Source organism: Shinella sp. WSC3-e (genome assembly GCF_945994535.1).
GTDB lineage: Bacteria > Pseudomonadota > Alphaproteobacteria > Rhizobiales > Rhizobiaceae > Shinella > Shinella yambaruensis.
The window spans coordinates 140,999-155,784 of record NZ_OZ000533.1 but is presented as its reverse complement, the minus strand read 5'-3'; the positions used below and the strand labels follow the sequence as shown (position 1 = coordinate 155,784).

The following is a 14,786-nucleotide window of genomic DNA, read 5'->3' as shown; positions in this document are numbered from 1 at the left end:
ACGGTTCTCTACGCTGCGCCGCTGAGGCGCAGGCCAACGACGCCTCCGATGACGAGGGCGATCCCGAGTATCTTTTTCAGGTTGAGTTGCTGGCCGAAGAACAGCGCACCCAGGACGACGATCCCGACGCCCGCAACGGAGGTCCAGATGGCGTAACCAACGCCAACGTCGAAGGTAAGAAGTGCAAGACTGAGGAAGAAAGTGGCGATTGCGCCGCTGACAAGGGTGACGATAGTCCACCCAAGCCGCGTGAATCCCTTCGCATTGCCTGCGCTGATTGCGACCGCGATCTCAAAGATCACGGCTACTCCAAGATATAGCCAGCTCATCGTGTTTTCCTTTCATCACTGGTTGGGCTTGATGGCCTGCGCCTGGTGGGCAGAGCTTCGTGCACCGGTTTATTTACTTGCATGTGCATGCATATTAAAGCTGGCGGAATAAGTCAATATCTATGCATGTGCATGCAAATTAATAGGTATTCAGCTGCTGCGAGATAGGTCCGGGAATTATCCGGCGTGCCGCTGACTAGCGCCTATCTCGACGAGAATTTCCTCGAATATGCGGAATATGGCCCACAAGCCGATACTCGCAGAGGCCGGCCGCAAGGGGGAGGTACTCAAGCTATAGTCATACCCGCTATTAGGCCTGCATGCAGGAGGTCGGCACGCAGGCGGATGTGACGATCGCCTGGCACGCCTGCCGCGGGCCGCCTCCAGATCGTCCGGCTGTCGAGCACCCGGAGTTCTCAGGTTTTGGTAAGAATCCCGTCAACGCCAAACCCGCGGGAATTTTCTATCGCCGCCGCTGGGGCTTCAAGGTGTCGTCGCTTCCTCGATCAGCCAGTTGATGAAATAGCTGACCTCGGCAGTTTCCCGCTTTGCTTCCGGGCAGATGCAATAATAATTGTGAAGAGCCGGTACGCTGAGTTGCAGCGGCTGTACCAGCCGGCCTTCGTCGAGATCGCGGGCGGAAACGACTTCGTCGCTGAGCGCGACGCCGAAACCATCCCGTGCAGCCTGAAGGACGATGCCGAAGTCGTCGAAATAGACGTCCGCTTCGCCGGCATAGGCAATGCCCGCCTCCGCCTGCCAGCGACGCCATTGCGATCCGTCATCCTCGTGAAGCAGCCGGTGATAGGCGAGGTCGGATGGCTGGCGGATGGCGTTCGGCCCGCGCAGGAGCTGCGGGCTGCAGACGGGCGTCATGCGGATGCCGTGCAGCAGGCGCCACCAGAAACCTGGCCACGGCGGCGCCCCATAGACGATCGCAACATCCGTCTTGCGCCAGTCGACGCCGGGAAAGTGGCTGGACGTGACGACCTTCAACTGGAAGTTCGGGATGTCGGCCATGAAGGTGAAAAGCCGGGTGGCGAGCCAGGTGACGCCATGAACCTGCGGGATGGAGATGGTCAGGGTTCGCCTGCCGGCGTCGCCATATCTTTGCACCGAAAGCTGGCGCACGCCGGTCTGGATCGCGTCCATCGCGCTCGCCACCGAGCGCTGGAGCTGGCTTCCGCTGCGGGTCAGGGCCAGTTGGCGTCCGCGCTTTTGAAACAGGTCGACACCGAGCGCCGTCTGCAACGCGCGAATCTGCTGGCTGACGGCGCCCGGCGTCACATGCAGTTCCGCCGCCGCCGCGCTGACATTGCCGAGCCGCGCGACGCTCTCGAAGACGCGGAATGCATGAAGGGGAGGCAGCACCATCGGTTTCGTTCCTCAATCGGGGACTTGATGATCAGGCATTCTGGTCGCGTCCGGGGCGCAACTGCTCGATCACGCGATCGGCAAGCGCGCGCAGGACCGGATCGCCCGCCCGATCCACGGGACAGACGATGTAATATTCCCGCGCCGCGTTGATGGTCGTCGAAAACGGCTGAATGAGCCGGCCCTCGCTCAGATAGTTCCGCGTCAGGACGTCCGAGACCAGCGCCACGCCGCGGCCTTGAACGGCAGATGCGATCGCCTGCGCCACTGAATTCACCCGCACCCGAATGTTGCCCTCAAGGCCGATCCGCGCGGCGACGGACCACTTCGCCCATTCGCCGCCATCGTCCTCATGCAGCAGGACGACCGAACTCAGCTTCCTGTCGCGGTTGCGCAGGTCGAGCCGGGGGAACAGCGTCGGCGAGCAGACGGCGCAGAGCCTGACTTCGCTGAGCGACCGCCAGTATTTTCCGGTAAACGGCGGGTTGTCGTAGACGATGGCGAGGTCGTTCTTGTCCCAGTCAACGTCCGCGGCGGTGATGGCCTCGTTGATCGTCAGGCTGGCTATGCCGTTCGACTGGGCGAAGTCGACGATGGCCGCTGTCAGCCAGGCGATGCCGAGTGCGGTCGGCACGGAGACCGACAGCGCGGCGGGCTGGTCGCCGGCGGTGATTTTCCGCGAGGCGCGCGTCGCCGTGTCGAGTTGACCGAGCGATATGGCAACGGCCTGCGAAAAGTCCTTGCCCGCCTGGGTCAGCGCGACATTCCGGCCCGCTTTCTGAAACAGCACGATCCCCGTGGCTTCGCTGAGCTTCTTCAGTTGCAGGGAAATCGCGCTCGGGCTGAGGTTCAGTTCCTCGGCCGCATGCCGGACCCCGCCGAGGCGCGCCGTTGCCTCGAAGGCCGGCAGATATTGCAGATACGGGGGCAGGCGACTCATCGAAGGTCCGGTTTATTGTTTATAATAACAGAACGATATCGGTGATTATAAATTGATTTTTCCAAACTGTTAAGAGTGTTATCCAACGACAAAGAGGAGAACGTTCATGATTTCGGCAAAGCCATTCGATTTTCCCTATGACGGCAATCTGGAGGCGGAAAAGACCGCGCTCATCGTCATCGACCTGCAGGAGGATTTCCTCTCGACGACGGGCTATTTCGCCCGGCAGGGCTATGACCCGGCGCCGCTCCGCGCAATCCTTCCCGCGGTCAACCGGCTGATTGCCGCCTGCCGGGGTGCGGGGGTTCGGATCATCCACACGCGGCAGGGCTATCGCGAAGATCTCGCGGACATGACCCCTTATGAGAAATGGCGCCGGAAGCGCTCCGGGCTTGAGGGGACGACCGCGCTGCTGCGGTCCAGCCCCGGCTTCCAGATCGTTCCCGAACTGGATGTGCGTCCGGAGGACATCATCGTCGACAAAACCTGCAACAGCGCCTTCACCCATACGGACTTCGAGCATGTCCTGCGCGCGCAGGGCATCACGCATCTCCTGTTTTCCGGCTGCACCACGGATGTCTGCGTCCACACCACGCTGCGGGAGGCCTGCGACCGCAACTTCCAATGCCTGACGATCTCCGATGCCTGCGCCAGCGGCGATCAATACGCCCATGAGGCGGCTCTTCACATGGTCACCGTCGAGAACGGCATTTTCGGCGCGCTCGCCGACACGGCCGCGGTTCTTGAAGGCCTGAAGAAGCTTGGAACCGCTGCGAAATGAGTGGGGTGCCTGCGAACCAGAAATACGTTTCCCTGATGCGCCTGACGCAAAAGGGGCTCACCGAGCTGACCGACAGCGCCAAGCGCCGCAAGGTCAGCGAGGATCGCGTGGCGGCGCTCGGCGGCCGCTCGATCGCCTTCTACGCCCTGCTCGGCCCCTATGATTTCGTGCAGGTTTTCGAGATGCCGAGCAATGAAGCGATGATGCAATACGTCCTTACTGCCCGCCGGGACGGACATGTCGAACCGTTGATCCTTCCGGCCTTCGACACGGACATGTACGGGCAGATCCTCACGACTATCGTTTAGTTTTTCTGAGTTTTTTCAGCGAAAATATTTAGCTTGTCTGCAAGGAACGTTCATATACGACTTAACAAAACATCCATCCAAGAAGCCAAAACAAGGGAACACGACAATGAAGACTGCACGACTGGGAATGAAACCGTCTCTTCTCGCCGGCACCATGCTGGCAGCTATTTTTGGCGCAAGCGCCGGTCTTGCCGCGGACCAGAAACCCGACTTCGTATCGGGCGGCGTCTTGAAGGTCTGCACCAGCGGCGAATTCCCGCCGATGGAATATTACGAGAACCCCGGCGACAAGGACCTCATCGGCTTCGAGATCGACGTCATGGACGCGATCGCCAAGCGGTGGGGCGCCAAGGCCGAATATATCGTCGGCGACTTCAAGGGTTTGCTCCCCTCGCTCGATTCGAAGCGCTGCGACCTTGTCGCGAGCGGTATCCTGATCACGCCCGCCCGCCTGGAGAAATACGACGGCATCCCCTATTTCAGCTCGCATATCGTGTTGGTCACCGCGGCGAGCGACACGCAGACCAAGGTCCCCGCCGATGTCAGCGGCAAGGTGATGGCGATCGAGGCCGGCACGTCCTATGAAAAGATCGTCGCCGACCTCAATGCGGAGCTCGAGGCCGCCGGCAAGGCGCCGATCCAGGCGCAGACCTATCCTTCGGCATCCGGCGTGATCGAGCAGATCCTCGTCGGCCGCGCGACCGCCACCATCACGCAGGATACGACGGCCGCCTATCGCATGCTTCAGGTGCCGGGCCGCCTGAGCATTCCCTACACCTATGAGGAGAGCGAGAACTATGGCATCTATCTTAGAAAGAGCGATGGCGACCGCCAGATGCTGAAGGAAGCGATCGAGGCCCTGCAGGCAAGCGGCGAGATGAAGGCGCTGCTCCAGAAATGGAACCTGCCGGAAACGGCGACCGACGTTTCCCATGACGTCAACTGACGACAGGACGGTTCAGCATTGTTCCAGCTCGACCTCTTCCTGCACGCGATCTTCAGCGCCCCCCTTTTCAAGGGGGCGCTCCTGACGATCGGCCTTTCCGTTTGTGTCATGGCCGTGTCCTTGGTGCTCGGCATGGGGCTTGGCTCCATGGCGGGCTCCCCGCGGCCGGCGGTCCGGTGGCTGGTGACGCTCTATGTCTGGCTCTTCCGCGGCGCGCCGGCCCTGCTCGTGTTGCTCTTCGTCTGGAACGGCCTGCCGCAGATTTCGGAGATCTTCCGCGCCGGCTGGTTCACGCCTTTCGTCGCGGCGTTCCTGGCACTGTCGCTCATCCAGATCGCCTATCTGGCGGAAATCCTGCGCAGCGCCTTTGCCGCCGTCGGCCCGGGCCAGCGGGAAGGGGCGGCGGCCCTCGGCATGCATCGCTGGCAGATCTTTCTGGTCATCACCATGCCGCAGGCGCTCCGGATCGCGGTTCCCGCGCTGATGAACGAATTCATTTCCCTCCTGAAGACCACGTCGCTTGCGACCGTGATCTCGCTCAAGGAACTGATGACCGTTTCGCAGTTCGCCATCGCGACGAGCTTCCGCTTCCTCGAATGGTACGGCGCCGCGCTCGTCTACTACCTCGTCATCGTCTCGGTGCTGACGCTCGCGCAGAACCGCATCGAGCATGTGCTGTCACGCGGCTATCGCTGATCCCCGCTTCACCCACGAGTTGGACATGAACACGCAAACGAAGACCGATCTTCCGCACAAGGCCGCGATCGAGGTGGCTGGCGTCAGCAAATGGTATGGCGCTTTCCAGGTCCTGAAGGGCATCGACCTTACGGTGAACAAGGGCGAGCGCATCGTGATCTGCGGACCCTCCGGCTCCGGCAAATCGACGCTGATCCGCTGCATGAACCGTCTCGAGGTTCACCAGGAAGGCTCGATCATCGTCAACGGCATCGAGCTCACCAACCAGCTCAAGCGCATCGACCGCGTTCGAAGCGACGTCGGCATGGTGTTTCAGCACTTCAATCTGTTTCCGCACCTGACGGTTCTCGAAAACTGCACGGTCGCCCAGCGCTGGGTGCGCAAGCTGCCGAAAAAGCAGGCGACCGAGATCGCCATGAAATATCTGGAACGTGTGCATATCCCGGAAAAAGCAGACAAATATCCGGGCCAGCTCTCGGGCGGCCAGCAGCAGCGCGTCGCCATCGCGCGGGCCCTCTGCATGAACCCGAGCATCATGCTGTTCGACGAGCCCACCTCGGCGCTCGATCCCGAAATGGTCAAGGAAGTGCTGGACACGATGATTTCGCTTGCCGCCGACGGCATGACGATGGTGTGCGTCACCCACGAAATGAATTTTGCGCGCGAAGTGGCCAGCGAAGTGGTTTTCATGGACGGTGGCCAGATCATCGAGCGCAACAAGCCGGACATGCTGTTTTCGGCGCCGACACATGAACGCACGCGGCGCTTTCTCGGCAAGCTGCTGCATTGAGCGAGATCGCCATGAACAACGCTGACTGGTTTTCAACGGAAGCGATCTCGGCTCGGCTGACCCGGATATACGAACCGCATGTCCACCCCTTCTTTCGGGCCAACATGTTCCACGTTGTCGGCCGTGACGCCGATCTCGTCATTGATTTCGGCATGGGCCTCGGTAACCTTGCAAGCGTGCTGACCATTCCCCCCGGCAAACCCGTCCTTGCCGTGGCGACACACATCCATGTCGATCACGTCGGCTCGTTTCACGAGTTCGAGAACCGGTTGGGTCATGAAGCTGAGGCCGAAGCCTTCGCGCATATGCTCGACGCCGACACGCTGGCCCCGTATTTTCGCATGCAATCGGATGTTCTCGCGCAGGTTCCGCCGATGGGCACTAGGCCTGAAGCCTATACAATTTCACCAGCGCCGCTGACCACGATCCTGGCCGAAAATGACATCATCGACATCGGCGACGCCTGCTACACGGTCCTGCATCTTCCCGGTCACTCCCCGGGATCGATAGGCCTCCTCGATCAGAAGACGGGGATATTCTTCAGCGGAGACGCGATCTACGAGGGAAGTCTTGTAGACGATCTGCCCGGATGCGACATCGAGGCCTACAAGGCGAGCATGGAACGCCTGCTGCAGCTTGATCTGGAAGTCGTCCATGGTGGTCATGGATCGAGCTTTGGAAGCGCCCGTTTGCGGGAAATCGCCAAAACCTATCTGACCTCAAGGAATTCTTGAAATCGGGTAGGCGGCCGAACAGCTACGAGCGGATACCCTGCTTGGGGTGAGCGTCAGTCGCTTCGATGGCAAAGCGCGAGTCGTGGAGGCTTTGAAACAGGGCGCTTACGTCGCGCGCGATGACGTGCGGATCCGTTTCGGGGAAGGCGTCCGAGAGGACATGCGCGGCCTCCGCCTCATCGACCGGATATATCATGAGGTTCCAGATGCCGAGCGCGACGGGATTGAGGTTGTTGATCGCCGCCGTGTGATCGACGCCGGCCAGAAAGGCTTCGCCTTCGACCTCGTGCATCGTCACGTCTGGATTCCGGACGAGGCGCATTCCCGGCCGGTAGGGTTCGCATGACAGGTCCTGGTCGACCTCGATATCCGCCTCCGCCAGGGGATCGTGCTGCAGCAGCCGCCTGGAAAGCGCGTCGGGATCGGCAAGCGGGAGGCGCTGCGGGGCCGCCGGCCAGCGGCCGAAAGCCGATGCGAGCTGTTCTGCGGCCACCTCGAGATCGGCATAGGCAAGCACATAGCAGGGCAGCCTCTGCACGAGTGCGCTCATCTGGGCAAGCAGGGGGCGGGCGTCCTCGGCATAGGAAACGTTCTGGCGGGCCAGCAGCTTCAGGGCGAGGCTGCGCGGCGCCGCGCGGAGTTCGGCGGGGCCTTGCAGCTGGCGGTCGAGCAGGACGATCGCGCCGATGGGGGCGGTCGTTCCCTTGCGTGCGAGCCGGCCCTCGGGCAGGGCGAGATAGTGGTAGCGCCCGTCGGAGGCGCCCGCGTGCCGCATGACGAAATCGCGAAAGGCCGGCGTGGCCGAAGCCGGCAGAGGCAGCCGCAGGCGTGGGGCGACGCCCAGCGCGACACCGTCGCCTCGCTCGTCGAGCGGTACGATGTCGTCGCCGAAGACCGTGTGTCCGTCCGCCGCCAGCCTTGCGGTCAGGGTGCTCTTGCCGGCATGGGAATGGCCGGGGAAGACGAGCAGCCGGCCGGCGAAAAGGGCGGCCGCGCCGTGGAGGCAGAGGCGGTGCGGATTTTCCGTCACGAGCGCGCCGGCCAGACTCACCATCACGTCGCAGGCCGCGGCGACCGGCGTCGTCGGGACCGGCTCCTCCTCGGGGTGGTGGACGACGAGCGAGGTGCCCCTGGCGATGATGCGGGCGATCGGCTCCTCGTCGGTTTCGACGCGGTGAAACGGCCAGTCGATCGCGGCGGCTTTCAGCGCGGCGAGAAACGCCGGATGATCCGGCACGTCGATGTTGGCCTTCAGTCCCTCGAATGCGAGGCGCATGGTTCCGCTCCGTGCAATCGTCAAGCGGGGCGGAGCGGAAAGGCCGCTCCGCCCGGTTATGCGTTCAGGTGAAGATCGTGCGGCGCCGGGTGGTCCTGCGCCTGCGGACGCCGCTGTAGCTTCCGCCGCCGCCTCGGCCGCTGCTCCTGCGACCGCTGCCGCGGCCTCCGCTTCCCCGGCTGCCGCCGCTCCTCCCGGAGGAAGCATGGGCCTCATCCAGCTTGAGCATGGCGGGCGCCATATAGGCAGTGGCGGCCGCCAGTCCCAGTCTCGTCAACATCGCGCGGCGCGACAGGCCGCCTGGCTTGGTATCTTCGATCGACATGGTCAGCTCCTTTCCTGGTTGGAAAAGCTCCCATCCAGGGAACTTCGGCAGGGCAAACGCAGGCGACGCACCACCTATTCCATGCCGCATCGAATTTTTATGGCTGCGCTTCGACTGCCGGCAGGATATCCGCCGGCGGCATGGCGCAGACTGCGGGCGCCTGCACGAGCCCCCAGCCGAAGGTCGTGTCGCGGCCGCCGCGACCGAGGTCCATGGCCCCGGCGGCAAGTCTGTCCACGATCTCCCGGCCCGATGCCTGTGGATCGGCCGCGCGGGCGGCGGCAAGGGCGGCCGACACGAAGGGCGCCGCATAGGACGTGCCCGAACGGAAACGCCCGCCACGCACCGAGGCCGCCGCCCAGACGCGCACGCCCGGGGCGGCGAAATCGATATGCTCGCCGGCCGCCGCCCGACGATAGGCGCGCAGGCGGCTGTCGACCGCGGTCACCGCGACGACGCCGGGATAGGCCGCGGGGTAGAGCGGGTCCGCCCGCGGCCCCGAGTTGCCGGCGGCGGCGACGAGCACCACGTCGCGTTCGACAAGGGCGCGCACGACCCGTTCCAGCACCAGATTGGCCGGGCCGGCAAAGCTCAGATTGACGACACGGGCCTTGCTTGCCGCAATACGATCCAGCGCACGCGCGATGTCGAAGACGTCCGCTGCATCCTGCCCCCTGGCGTCGCTGTGGAACGCATCGACCGCGACGAGGCGGGCACCGGAAAGCAAGCCGGGGGTCCGCGACGCCGCGCGGCCGGCAAGCAGCACCGCGATGGCGGTGCCGTGCGTGCGCGAGGACGGGCGCCTCTTCGGATCGACGACCGAGACACGCTGGAGAACCGTTCCTGCGAGCGCCTCGTGCCCGGTGTTCACGCCGGTATCGACCATGCCGATGGTGATGTCGACGGGGCAGGCGTGCGGGGCCTCCTTCCAGCCGATCATGCCGAAGGCGGCGCATCCGTCCCTGCCGCAGGCAAGCTCGTTGGTCCGGTAGATATGGTTCGGGTCGACAAGGGCGGATGGAACGAGCTGGAGGATTTCGGTGCGGGCCTGTTCGATCGTGCGGTTCTGCGGCAGCGTGAAGCGGGTGATCTCCGTGTCGAGCAGACCGAGCCGGTCACGGGCGACGAGGCCATATCCCTGCGCGGCGATGAGGTCGATCGCGGCCGGCGAGGGCGCGGCGACGACGATCTCCGGGCGGGGCCTGCGAGCACGCGGGCGCTGCCGTCGCGGCCGGGGAGAGCTTCTCCCCGAGCCCCCGCCGCGCGAGGCGCGCCCGCCGGAGGAGCTGCCCCCGGAGGAGGATGCTCGCGCGGAACCGAGTCCCAGGAGGGCCGGCGCGGCATAGGCAAGCCCGGTGGCGATGCCCAGCCTTTGCAGCATGCGGCGCCTGGTCAGTTCCGCTGCGCCGTGCCGGTTTCCATCGTCTTTTCCCATATCGAGGCTCCTGAATTCGACAATAGAGACGAAAACGTCGCAGGCTCACCTCTATTCCAGACAGGGGAAATTTTCATGCGCGGCTGGAATAAGGGTGGTGTCTTCGGCGTTCTTGGGCGAGGACGGATAGTGTATGGCGGATTTCGGATATGACATCGTGGCGCTGCTGCCGAGGCTTCGGGGCCTCGCGCGCACCCTGACGCGTTCTCGCGATGCAGCCGACGATCTCGTACAGGCGGCGTGCGAGAAGGCGTTGCGGCATCGCGAAAGCTGGACGCCCGGCACGCGGCTCGATGCGTGGCTCTTCCGTATCATGCGTAACCATTGGGTCGACACGATGCGCCGCAGCCGGCCCGACATGCTGATCGACGACGGCGGCGCCGAGATGGCCTTGCCGGCGGAAGATGGCCGAAGGGTGGTCGAGGCGCGTCTTGCGCTTGCGGAGGTCCGGCGCGTCGCCGATTCCCTGCCGGACGAACAGCGCGCCGTGCTTCTGCTCGTATGCGTCGAGGACCTGACCTATCGGGAGGCCGCTGAAATGCTGGATGTTCCGATCGGCACGGTGATGAGCCGGCTGGCGCGTGCGCGTGTGGCGCTGGTCGCGGCTATGGAAGGCGATGTCCCCGCGCGGGCAGGTGGAGAACGGTCATGACAGGAAAGGTGACGGACGAGATGCTGATGGCGTTTGTCGATGGCGAGACCGACGAGACCACCCGCGCGGCCATCGAGCGGGCGCTTGCCGCCGATGCCGCCCTTGCCGCCCGTGCCAAGCTGTTTCGCGGCAGCCGCACCTTGCTGCGCGAAGCGTTCGGCGATGCGCGGCGGGAGGAGCTGCCCCAGGCACTGATCGAGGCGGTGCTCGGCCGCCGCGACAATGTGGTTCCGTTACGGAGCCGGATCCGGGCCCGATTCGCCCTGCCGCTTGCCGCCTCTCTCCTGCTTGTCGTCGGGGGAGCCGGTTATCTCGCCGGCCGGACGGGCGCCGGCAGTGACGATCCCCTCGGCCGCGCCGCAATCGCCGAAGCGCTTTCGGCCACCCGGTCGGGAGAGCAGCGCTCGATTTCCCTTTCAGGCGAGAGTGCACGCTTCGAGACGCTCGCCACCTATCGGATCGAGGGCGGAATCTGCCGCAGCTTCGATATCGGCGGGGCGCGTGCATCGCTGACCGGGATCGGCTGCGACCGCGGAACGGGCTGGACAGTGGAGCTCACCGTCGAACGGAGCGGCGGCAATGCCTATGCGCCGGCATCCGACGCCGCGCTTCAAAGCGTTGACGCTTACCTCGATGCGCTCGGCGTGTCGGATCCGCTGACGGCTGACGAGGAGGCGGGCATCCAGGGCCGTGAATAGCCCACCGCATGGCGTGTCGCGCGTCACCCTCGTCGGGGAAGCTTTAGCGGAAAAGGAGATCCGTTCAGCGTCGGCGGGGTGTTTCGCCCCTGCCCTCCACATCCCGGAGCGCGCGCAGGAAATGGTCGTTCTCCTCTCGCGTGCCGATGCTGACGCGGATGAACCTCTTGAAGCCGGGCTGTTTCCAGGGCTTGACGATGACCCCGCGCTCGAGCAGCGCCGCGGCCAGGTCCGTTGCGTTCTGCCCGACATCGACGAACAGGAAGTTACCTTTCGACGGCGCTGACCGATAGCCGGTGGCGGCGAGGGCTGTCTTCATGCGTTCGCGTTCCTCGATGGCGGCGTTTACCGATTGCGCCAGATGGTCCGGATCGTCGAGAGCTGCGACCGCAGAGGCCTGGGCGATGGCGTTGGTGTTGAACGGGGTACGCACGCGGTTGAAGAAATCGCAGAGGCCACCACCGCTGACGATGCCGTAGCCGATGCGGAGTCCCGCGAGGCCATAGGCCTTGGAGAAGGTGCGCAGCACCACCCACGGGATGTCCTTGCCCCTCAGCATGCCGATCGCCGACCGGTAGTCGTCGCCGGCGGCATATTCGGCATAGGCCTCGTCAACGACCAGCAGCGTCTGAGCGTCGAGTGCGGCGATGAGCTCTGCCAGATCGTCCGGCGTCAGCCAGCAGCCAACCGGGTTCATGGGGTTGGAGAACATCAACATGCGCGGCTTGCGGGCCACGGTGGCAAGGAGCGCCGCCATGTCGATGGTCAGGTCCTGCGTCACCGGCACGCGCTCGATCCGGCCGCCCATCAGTGCCGTATAGTCTTCATGCAGCGGGAAGGAGGGGTAGAGCGTCGCCACCGTGTCGCCGGGGCGCACGACCGAGCGGCAGATGACGCCGATCAGGTCCTCCGAACCGTTGCCGAGGATGACCTGCCGGCTATCGACGTCGAAGCTGGTGGCGAGCCGGGTGCACAGGGCGCGGCCTTGCGGATCGGGATAGAGCCGGGCAAGTTCGCCGATGTCGGAAAACAGCCGTCGCAGTGCCGGGGAGGGGCCGAGGGGGTTCTCGTTGGAGCCGAGCTTGGCGATGGTCTCCACCTGATATGTCGCCCGCACCTCTTCGAGCGTCAGCCCCGCATTGTAGGGCTGGATAGAGCGGATTTCTTCGCGGATCAGGCTTGAAGGGTCTGCCATTTTGCGGCTCCATGCGATCGGTTTGCCATGCCGCATTCATACGCCGGGAATTTTGATCTGTATATATGTATAGACATTTTCTTGTGGAAGTGCTGTCATTCGCCGGGAAGTCAATCGAGGTGTCGCCATGAACCGTCCGGTCTTCGATCTCTCCAGTCGCCGTGCGCTCGTCACCGGGGCCAGTCGCGGAATCGGCCAGGCGATTGCTGTGGCGCTTGCCGAGGCGGGCGCGGACGTGGCGATCACGGCGCGGTCGCTCGACGGGCTGGCCGAGACCCGGGCGCTGGTGGAGAAGGCCGGCCGGCGCTGCGTGGAGCTTGCGCAGGATGTGCGCGACGTGGAGGCGTGCACGGCCGTGACGAACGCCGCGGCTGATGCGCTCGGCGGTCTCGACATCCTCGTCAACAATGCTGGCTTTGAAGATGTCCGCCCGTCCTTCGATGTTGACGAGGCGCTTTGGGAATCGATCCTCTCGACGAACCTGAAGGGCGCCTTCTTCTGTGCGCAGGCGGCCGGCCGCATCATGGCTGACGCCGCCGGCGGCGCGATCGTCAATCTCTGCTCGCTGACCTCCTATGTCGGCATTCCAACGGCGGTACCCTATGGTGCGTCGAAGTCGGGCCTTCTCGGCGTGACGCGGGCTCTCGCCACGGAATGGGCGCCGCACAACATCCGCGTCAACGCGATCGCGCCCGGCTACTTCCGCACGGCGATGACAGAGGCGTTCTACCAGAACGAGGACTGGCAGATGCGGATGCTGGACAAGATCCCGCAGCGCCGCTTCGGTAGCGAAGGCGATATCGGCGGCGTCGCCGTCTTCCTGTGCAGCGATGCCGCCGCCTACGTCACCGGCCATTGCATTCCGGTCGATGGCGGTTACCTTGCCTCGATCTGAACGCGGCAGCGCCCAGCATTGGTCATGCCGCTTTAAGGCGGGCCACAGAAGTTATTTTTCGCAGCTGCACAATATTTAATCATCCGTCTTTGCGGTGCAAAAAATACGCAAGTGTGGTTGACGGAACTTGTATGCATATGTATAGACAACTACGTGAGATGCTCGGCCGCCCGCCCGTGGCCGCAGTGACAAGAGGAAGCCTTCCAGCGGTCCCGTGTCGCCGGTAGGGCAATACAGGGGAATGCCATGGGCGTTGTCGATGCCGAGCAGCCCGCGGTGGAGCCGCGCGACCGGATTGCCGTTTCCGTCAAGGACGTCAGCATGGTCTTCGGCAATGTCCATGCTGTGAAGAGCGCATCCTTCGACCTGCCGAAAGGCCGTTTCCTGACGATCCTCGGCCCCTCGGGATCCGGCAAGACGACCTTGCTGCGCATGATTGCCGGTTTCGATCGCCCGACCGGCGGCGAGATTTTCATCAACGGCCAGCCCGTCAGCGCTGTGCCGCCACATGGCCGGGCCATCGGCATGGTGTTCCAGAAGCTGGCGCTTTTCCCGCACATGACGGCCGCCGAGAATGTCGCCTTCCCGCTGAAGATGCGCCGCCACGATGCCCGCCGCATTCCGGAGAAGGTGGAGCGCTATCTCGATCTCGTCCGTCTCGGCGGTTACGGCAACCGGCGCATCAACGAGCTTTCCGGTGGGCAGCAGCAGCGCGTGGCGATTGCCCGCGCCCTGGTGTTCGAGCCGGACCTCCTGCTGCTCGACGAGCCGCTCGCCGCGCTCGATCGCAAGCTGCGCGAGGAGATGCAGCTGGAATTCCGCCGCATCCAGAAGGAGCTCGGCGTGACGACGATCAACGTCACGCATGACCAGCGCGAGGCGCTGGTCGTTTCCGACGAGATCATCGTCATGAACGGTGGCTCGATCCAGCAGAAGGCGCGTCCGGTGGATGCCTATCGCGCGCCCTCGAACGCCTTCGTCGCCAATTTCATCGGCGTCACCAATTTCGTTGAGGGCAGGGTGGTCGAGCTTGCCGGGTCGCGTGCGACGATCGAGGCCAATGGCCTGCATCTTGCCGGCCTGGCGGCTGACGCGACGCTTGCCGGCGGCAAACCCTGTGCCGGCGCGGTGCGCGCCGAACAGATCCGCGTCGCGCCGAAGGATGGTCATCTCGACGGCCTCGAAACGGTGGTCGACGGTCTCGTCGTCGACTGCATCTTCGAAGGCGAGCGCGTCGTCTATGAAATCCGGGTTCCGCAACTCGGCGACGTACTGATGCGCGTCTTCGACCACGATCCCGAATCCCACCTGCAATTCGGCCCGGGTGACGCGGTTCGCCTCGGCTGGAATGCAAGGGACATGCATGTCTTTCCAAAATAACCAACGAAGGCTAAGCCAGAGGAGAACGCGTA

General features: G+C 64.0%; 17 protein-coding genes. 10 read left to right on the top strand and 7 right to left on the bottom strand.

Annotation, left to right across the window (positions count from 1 at the left end; genetic code table 11):
• Positions 1-8: 8 nt before the first annotated feature.
• The 3 genes from AABF56_RS29430 to AABF56_RS29420 all read right to left on the bottom strand — a co-directional run bounded on the left by AABF56_RS29430 (position 9) and on the right by AABF56_RS29420 (position 2,643).
• A complete protein-coding gene (locus tag AABF56_RS29430; RefSeq protein WP_244768563.1) occupies positions 9-329 on the bottom strand; it encodes a DMT family transporter in 321 nt (106 codons plus the stop codon).
• A 483-nt stretch (positions 330-812) separates the two neighbouring features.
• Positions 813-1,703, bottom strand: coding sequence for a LysR substrate-binding domain-containing protein (locus tag AABF56_RS29425; RefSeq protein WP_272808538.1), 891 nt, complete (start codon positions 1,701-1,703; stop codon positions 813-815).
• A gap of 31 nt (positions 1,704-1,734) precedes the next feature.
• Positions 1,735-2,643, bottom strand: coding sequence for a LysR substrate-binding domain-containing protein (locus AABF56_RS29420; RefSeq protein WP_272808539.1), 909 nt, complete (start codon positions 2,641-2,643; stop codon positions 1,735-1,737).
• 106 nt (positions 2,644-2,749) lie between these two features.
• Between AABF56_RS29420 and AABF56_RS29415 the strand changes: the two genes are divergently transcribed.
• The 6 genes from AABF56_RS29415 to AABF56_RS29390 all read left to right on the top strand — a co-directional run bounded on the left by AABF56_RS29415 (position 2,750) and on the right by AABF56_RS29390 (position 6,898).
• On the top strand, positions 2,750-3,424 hold the full coding sequence (locus tag AABF56_RS29415) for a cysteine hydrolase family protein (RefSeq protein ID WP_272808540.1): 675 nt from the start codon (positions 2,750-2,752) through the stop codon (positions 3,422-3,424).
• Positions 3,425-3,459: 35 nt separating this feature from the next.
• The gene (locus AABF56_RS29410; RefSeq protein ID WP_272808541.1) at positions 3,460-3,732 is read left to right on the top strand and encodes a GYD domain-containing protein; all 273 of its coding nucleotides are present in this window, start codon (positions 3,460-3,462) and stop codon (positions 3,730-3,732) included.
• A 127-nt stretch (positions 3,733-3,859) separates the two neighbouring features.
• Positions 3,860-4,678 carry a transporter substrate-binding domain-containing protein gene (locus AABF56_RS29405; protein ID WP_272808542.1) on the top strand — a complete coding sequence of 273 codons (819 nt, stop codon included), beginning with the start codon at positions 3,860-3,862 and terminating at the stop codon, positions 4,676-4,678.
• Positions 4,679-4,696: 18 nt separating this feature from the next.
• Positions 4,697-5,374, top strand: coding sequence for an amino acid ABC transporter permease (locus AABF56_RS29400; RefSeq protein WP_244768569.1), 678 nt, complete (start codon positions 4,697-4,699; stop codon positions 5,372-5,374).
• Positions 5,349-6,164 carry an amino acid ABC transporter ATP-binding protein gene (locus AABF56_RS29395; protein WP_443021244.1) on the top strand — a complete coding sequence of 272 codons (816 nt, stop codon included), beginning with the start codon at positions 5,349-5,351 and terminating at the stop codon, positions 6,162-6,164. Before AABF56_RS29400 ends, AABF56_RS29395 begins: the two co-directional genes overlap by 26 nt.
• An 11-nt stretch (positions 6,165-6,175) precedes the next feature.
• On the top strand, positions 6,176-6,898 hold the full coding sequence (locus tag AABF56_RS29390; RefSeq protein WP_272808544.1) for an MBL fold metallo-hydrolase: 723 nt from the start codon (positions 6,176-6,178) through the stop codon (positions 6,896-6,898).
• Between the two features lie 22 nt (positions 6,899-6,920).
• Here AABF56_RS29390 and AABF56_RS29385 read toward each other — a convergent pair whose 3' ends face one another.
• The 3 genes from AABF56_RS29385 to AABF56_RS29375 all read right to left on the bottom strand — a co-directional run bounded on the left by AABF56_RS29385 (position 6,921) and on the right by AABF56_RS29375 (position 9,934).
• Complete coding sequence (locus AABF56_RS29385) at positions 6,921-8,174, bottom strand: PqqD family protein (protein WP_272808545.1); 1,254 nt, start codon at positions 8,172-8,174, stop codon at positions 6,921-6,923.
• 64 nt (positions 8,175-8,238) lie between these two features.
• Positions 8,239-8,499 carry a hypothetical protein gene (locus tag AABF56_RS29380; protein WP_272808546.1) on the bottom strand — a complete coding sequence of 87 codons (261 nt, stop codon included), beginning with the start codon at positions 8,497-8,499 and terminating at the stop codon, positions 8,239-8,241.
• A gap of 97 nt (positions 8,500-8,596) precedes the next feature.
• Entirely contained in the window at positions 8,597-9,934 is a 1,338-nt protein-coding gene (locus AABF56_RS29375; protein ID WP_272808547.1) for a S8 family serine peptidase, read from the bottom strand.
• Between the two features lie 133 nt (positions 9,935-10,067).
• Between AABF56_RS29375 and AABF56_RS29370 the strand changes: the two genes are divergently transcribed.
• Together AABF56_RS29370 and AABF56_RS29365 are read left to right on the top strand one after the other, a co-directional pair.
• Positions 10,068-10,586, top strand: a complete 519-nt coding sequence (locus AABF56_RS29370; RefSeq protein ID WP_272808548.1) for an RNA polymerase sigma factor — start codon at positions 10,068-10,070, stop codon at positions 10,584-10,586.
• On the top strand, positions 10,583-11,284 hold the full coding sequence (locus tag AABF56_RS29365) for an anti-sigma factor family protein (RefSeq protein ID WP_272808549.1): 702 nt from the start codon (positions 10,583-10,585) through the stop codon (positions 11,282-11,284). Before AABF56_RS29370 ends, AABF56_RS29365 begins: the two co-directional genes overlap by 4 nt.
• Before the next feature lie 64 nt (positions 11,285-11,348).
• Here AABF56_RS29365 and AABF56_RS29360 read toward each other — a convergent pair whose 3' ends face one another.
• Complete coding sequence (locus tag AABF56_RS29360; RefSeq protein WP_272808550.1) at positions 11,349-12,479, bottom strand: histidinol-phosphate transaminase; 1,131 nt, start codon at positions 12,477-12,479, stop codon at positions 11,349-11,351.
• A 127-nt stretch (positions 12,480-12,606) separates the two neighbouring features.
• Between AABF56_RS29360 and AABF56_RS29355 the strand changes: the two genes are divergently transcribed.
• Positions 12,607-13,374, top strand: a complete 768-nt coding sequence (locus AABF56_RS29355; protein WP_272808551.1) for an SDR family NAD(P)-dependent oxidoreductase — start codon at positions 12,607-12,609, stop codon at positions 13,372-13,374.
• Positions 13,375-13,620: 246 nt separating this feature from the next.
• On the top strand, positions 13,621-14,754 hold the full coding sequence (locus tag AABF56_RS29350; RefSeq protein WP_272808552.1) for an ABC transporter ATP-binding protein: 1,134 nt from the start codon (positions 13,621-13,623) through the stop codon (positions 14,752-14,754).
• The last annotated feature ends 32 nt before the right edge of the window (positions 14,755-14,786 follow it).

Coding starts and splice junctions, on each gene's coding strand:
- AABF56_RS29390 (WP_272808544.1), top strand. CDS start 6,176: ATGAACAACGCTGACTGGTTTTCAACGGAAGCGATCTCGGCTCGGCTG.
- AABF56_RS29370 (WP_272808548.1), top strand. CDS start 10,068: ATGGCGGATTTCGGATATGACATCGTGGCGCTGCTGCCGAGGCTTCGG.
- AABF56_RS29365 (WP_272808549.1), top strand. CDS start 10,583: ATGACAGGAAAGGTGACGGACGAGATGCTGATGGCGTTTGTCGATGGC.
- AABF56_RS29415 (WP_272808540.1), top strand. CDS start 2,750: ATGATTTCGGCAAAGCCATTCGATTTTCCCTATGACGGCAATCTGGAG.
- AABF56_RS29405 (WP_272808542.1), top strand. CDS start 3,860: ATGAAACCGTCTCTTCTCGCCGGCACCATGCTGGCAGCTATTTTTGGC.
- AABF56_RS29380 (WP_272808546.1), bottom strand. CDS start 8,499: ATGTCGATCGAAGATACCAAGCCAGGCGGCCTGTCGCGCCGCGCGATG.
- AABF56_RS29410 (WP_272808541.1), top strand. CDS start 3,460: ATGCGCCTGACGCAAAAGGGGCTCACCGAGCTGACCGACAGCGCCAAG.
- AABF56_RS29385 (WP_272808545.1), bottom strand. CDS start 8,174: ATGCGCCTCGCATTCGAGGGACTGAAGGCCAACATCGACGTGCCGGAT.
- AABF56_RS29360 (WP_272808550.1), bottom strand. CDS start 12,479: ATGGCAGACCCTTCAAGCCTGATCCGCGAAGAAATCCGCTCTATCCAG.
- AABF56_RS29375 (WP_272808547.1), bottom strand. CDS start 9,934: ATGGGAAAAGACGATGGAAACCGGCACGGCGCAGCGGAACTGACCAGG.
- AABF56_RS29430 (WP_244768563.1), bottom strand. CDS start 329: ATGAGCTGGCTATATCTTGGAGTAGCCGTGATCTTTGAGATCGCGGTC.
- AABF56_RS29395 (WP_443021244.1), top strand. CDS start 5,349: ATGTGCTGTCACGCGGCTATCGCTGATCCCCGCTTCACCCACGAGTTG.
- AABF56_RS29350 (WP_272808552.1), top strand. CDS start 13,621: ATGGGCGTTGTCGATGCCGAGCAGCCCGCGGTGGAGCCGCGCGACCGG.
- AABF56_RS29425 (WP_272808538.1), bottom strand. CDS start 1,703: ATGGTGCTGCCTCCCCTTCATGCATTCCGCGTCTTCGAGAGCGTCGCG.
- AABF56_RS29420 (WP_272808539.1), bottom strand. CDS start 2,643: ATGAGTCGCCTGCCCCCGTATCTGCAATATCTGCCGGCCTTCGAGGCA.
- AABF56_RS29355 (WP_272808551.1), top strand. CDS start 12,607: ATGAACCGTCCGGTCTTCGATCTCTCCAGTCGCCGTGCGCTCGTCACC.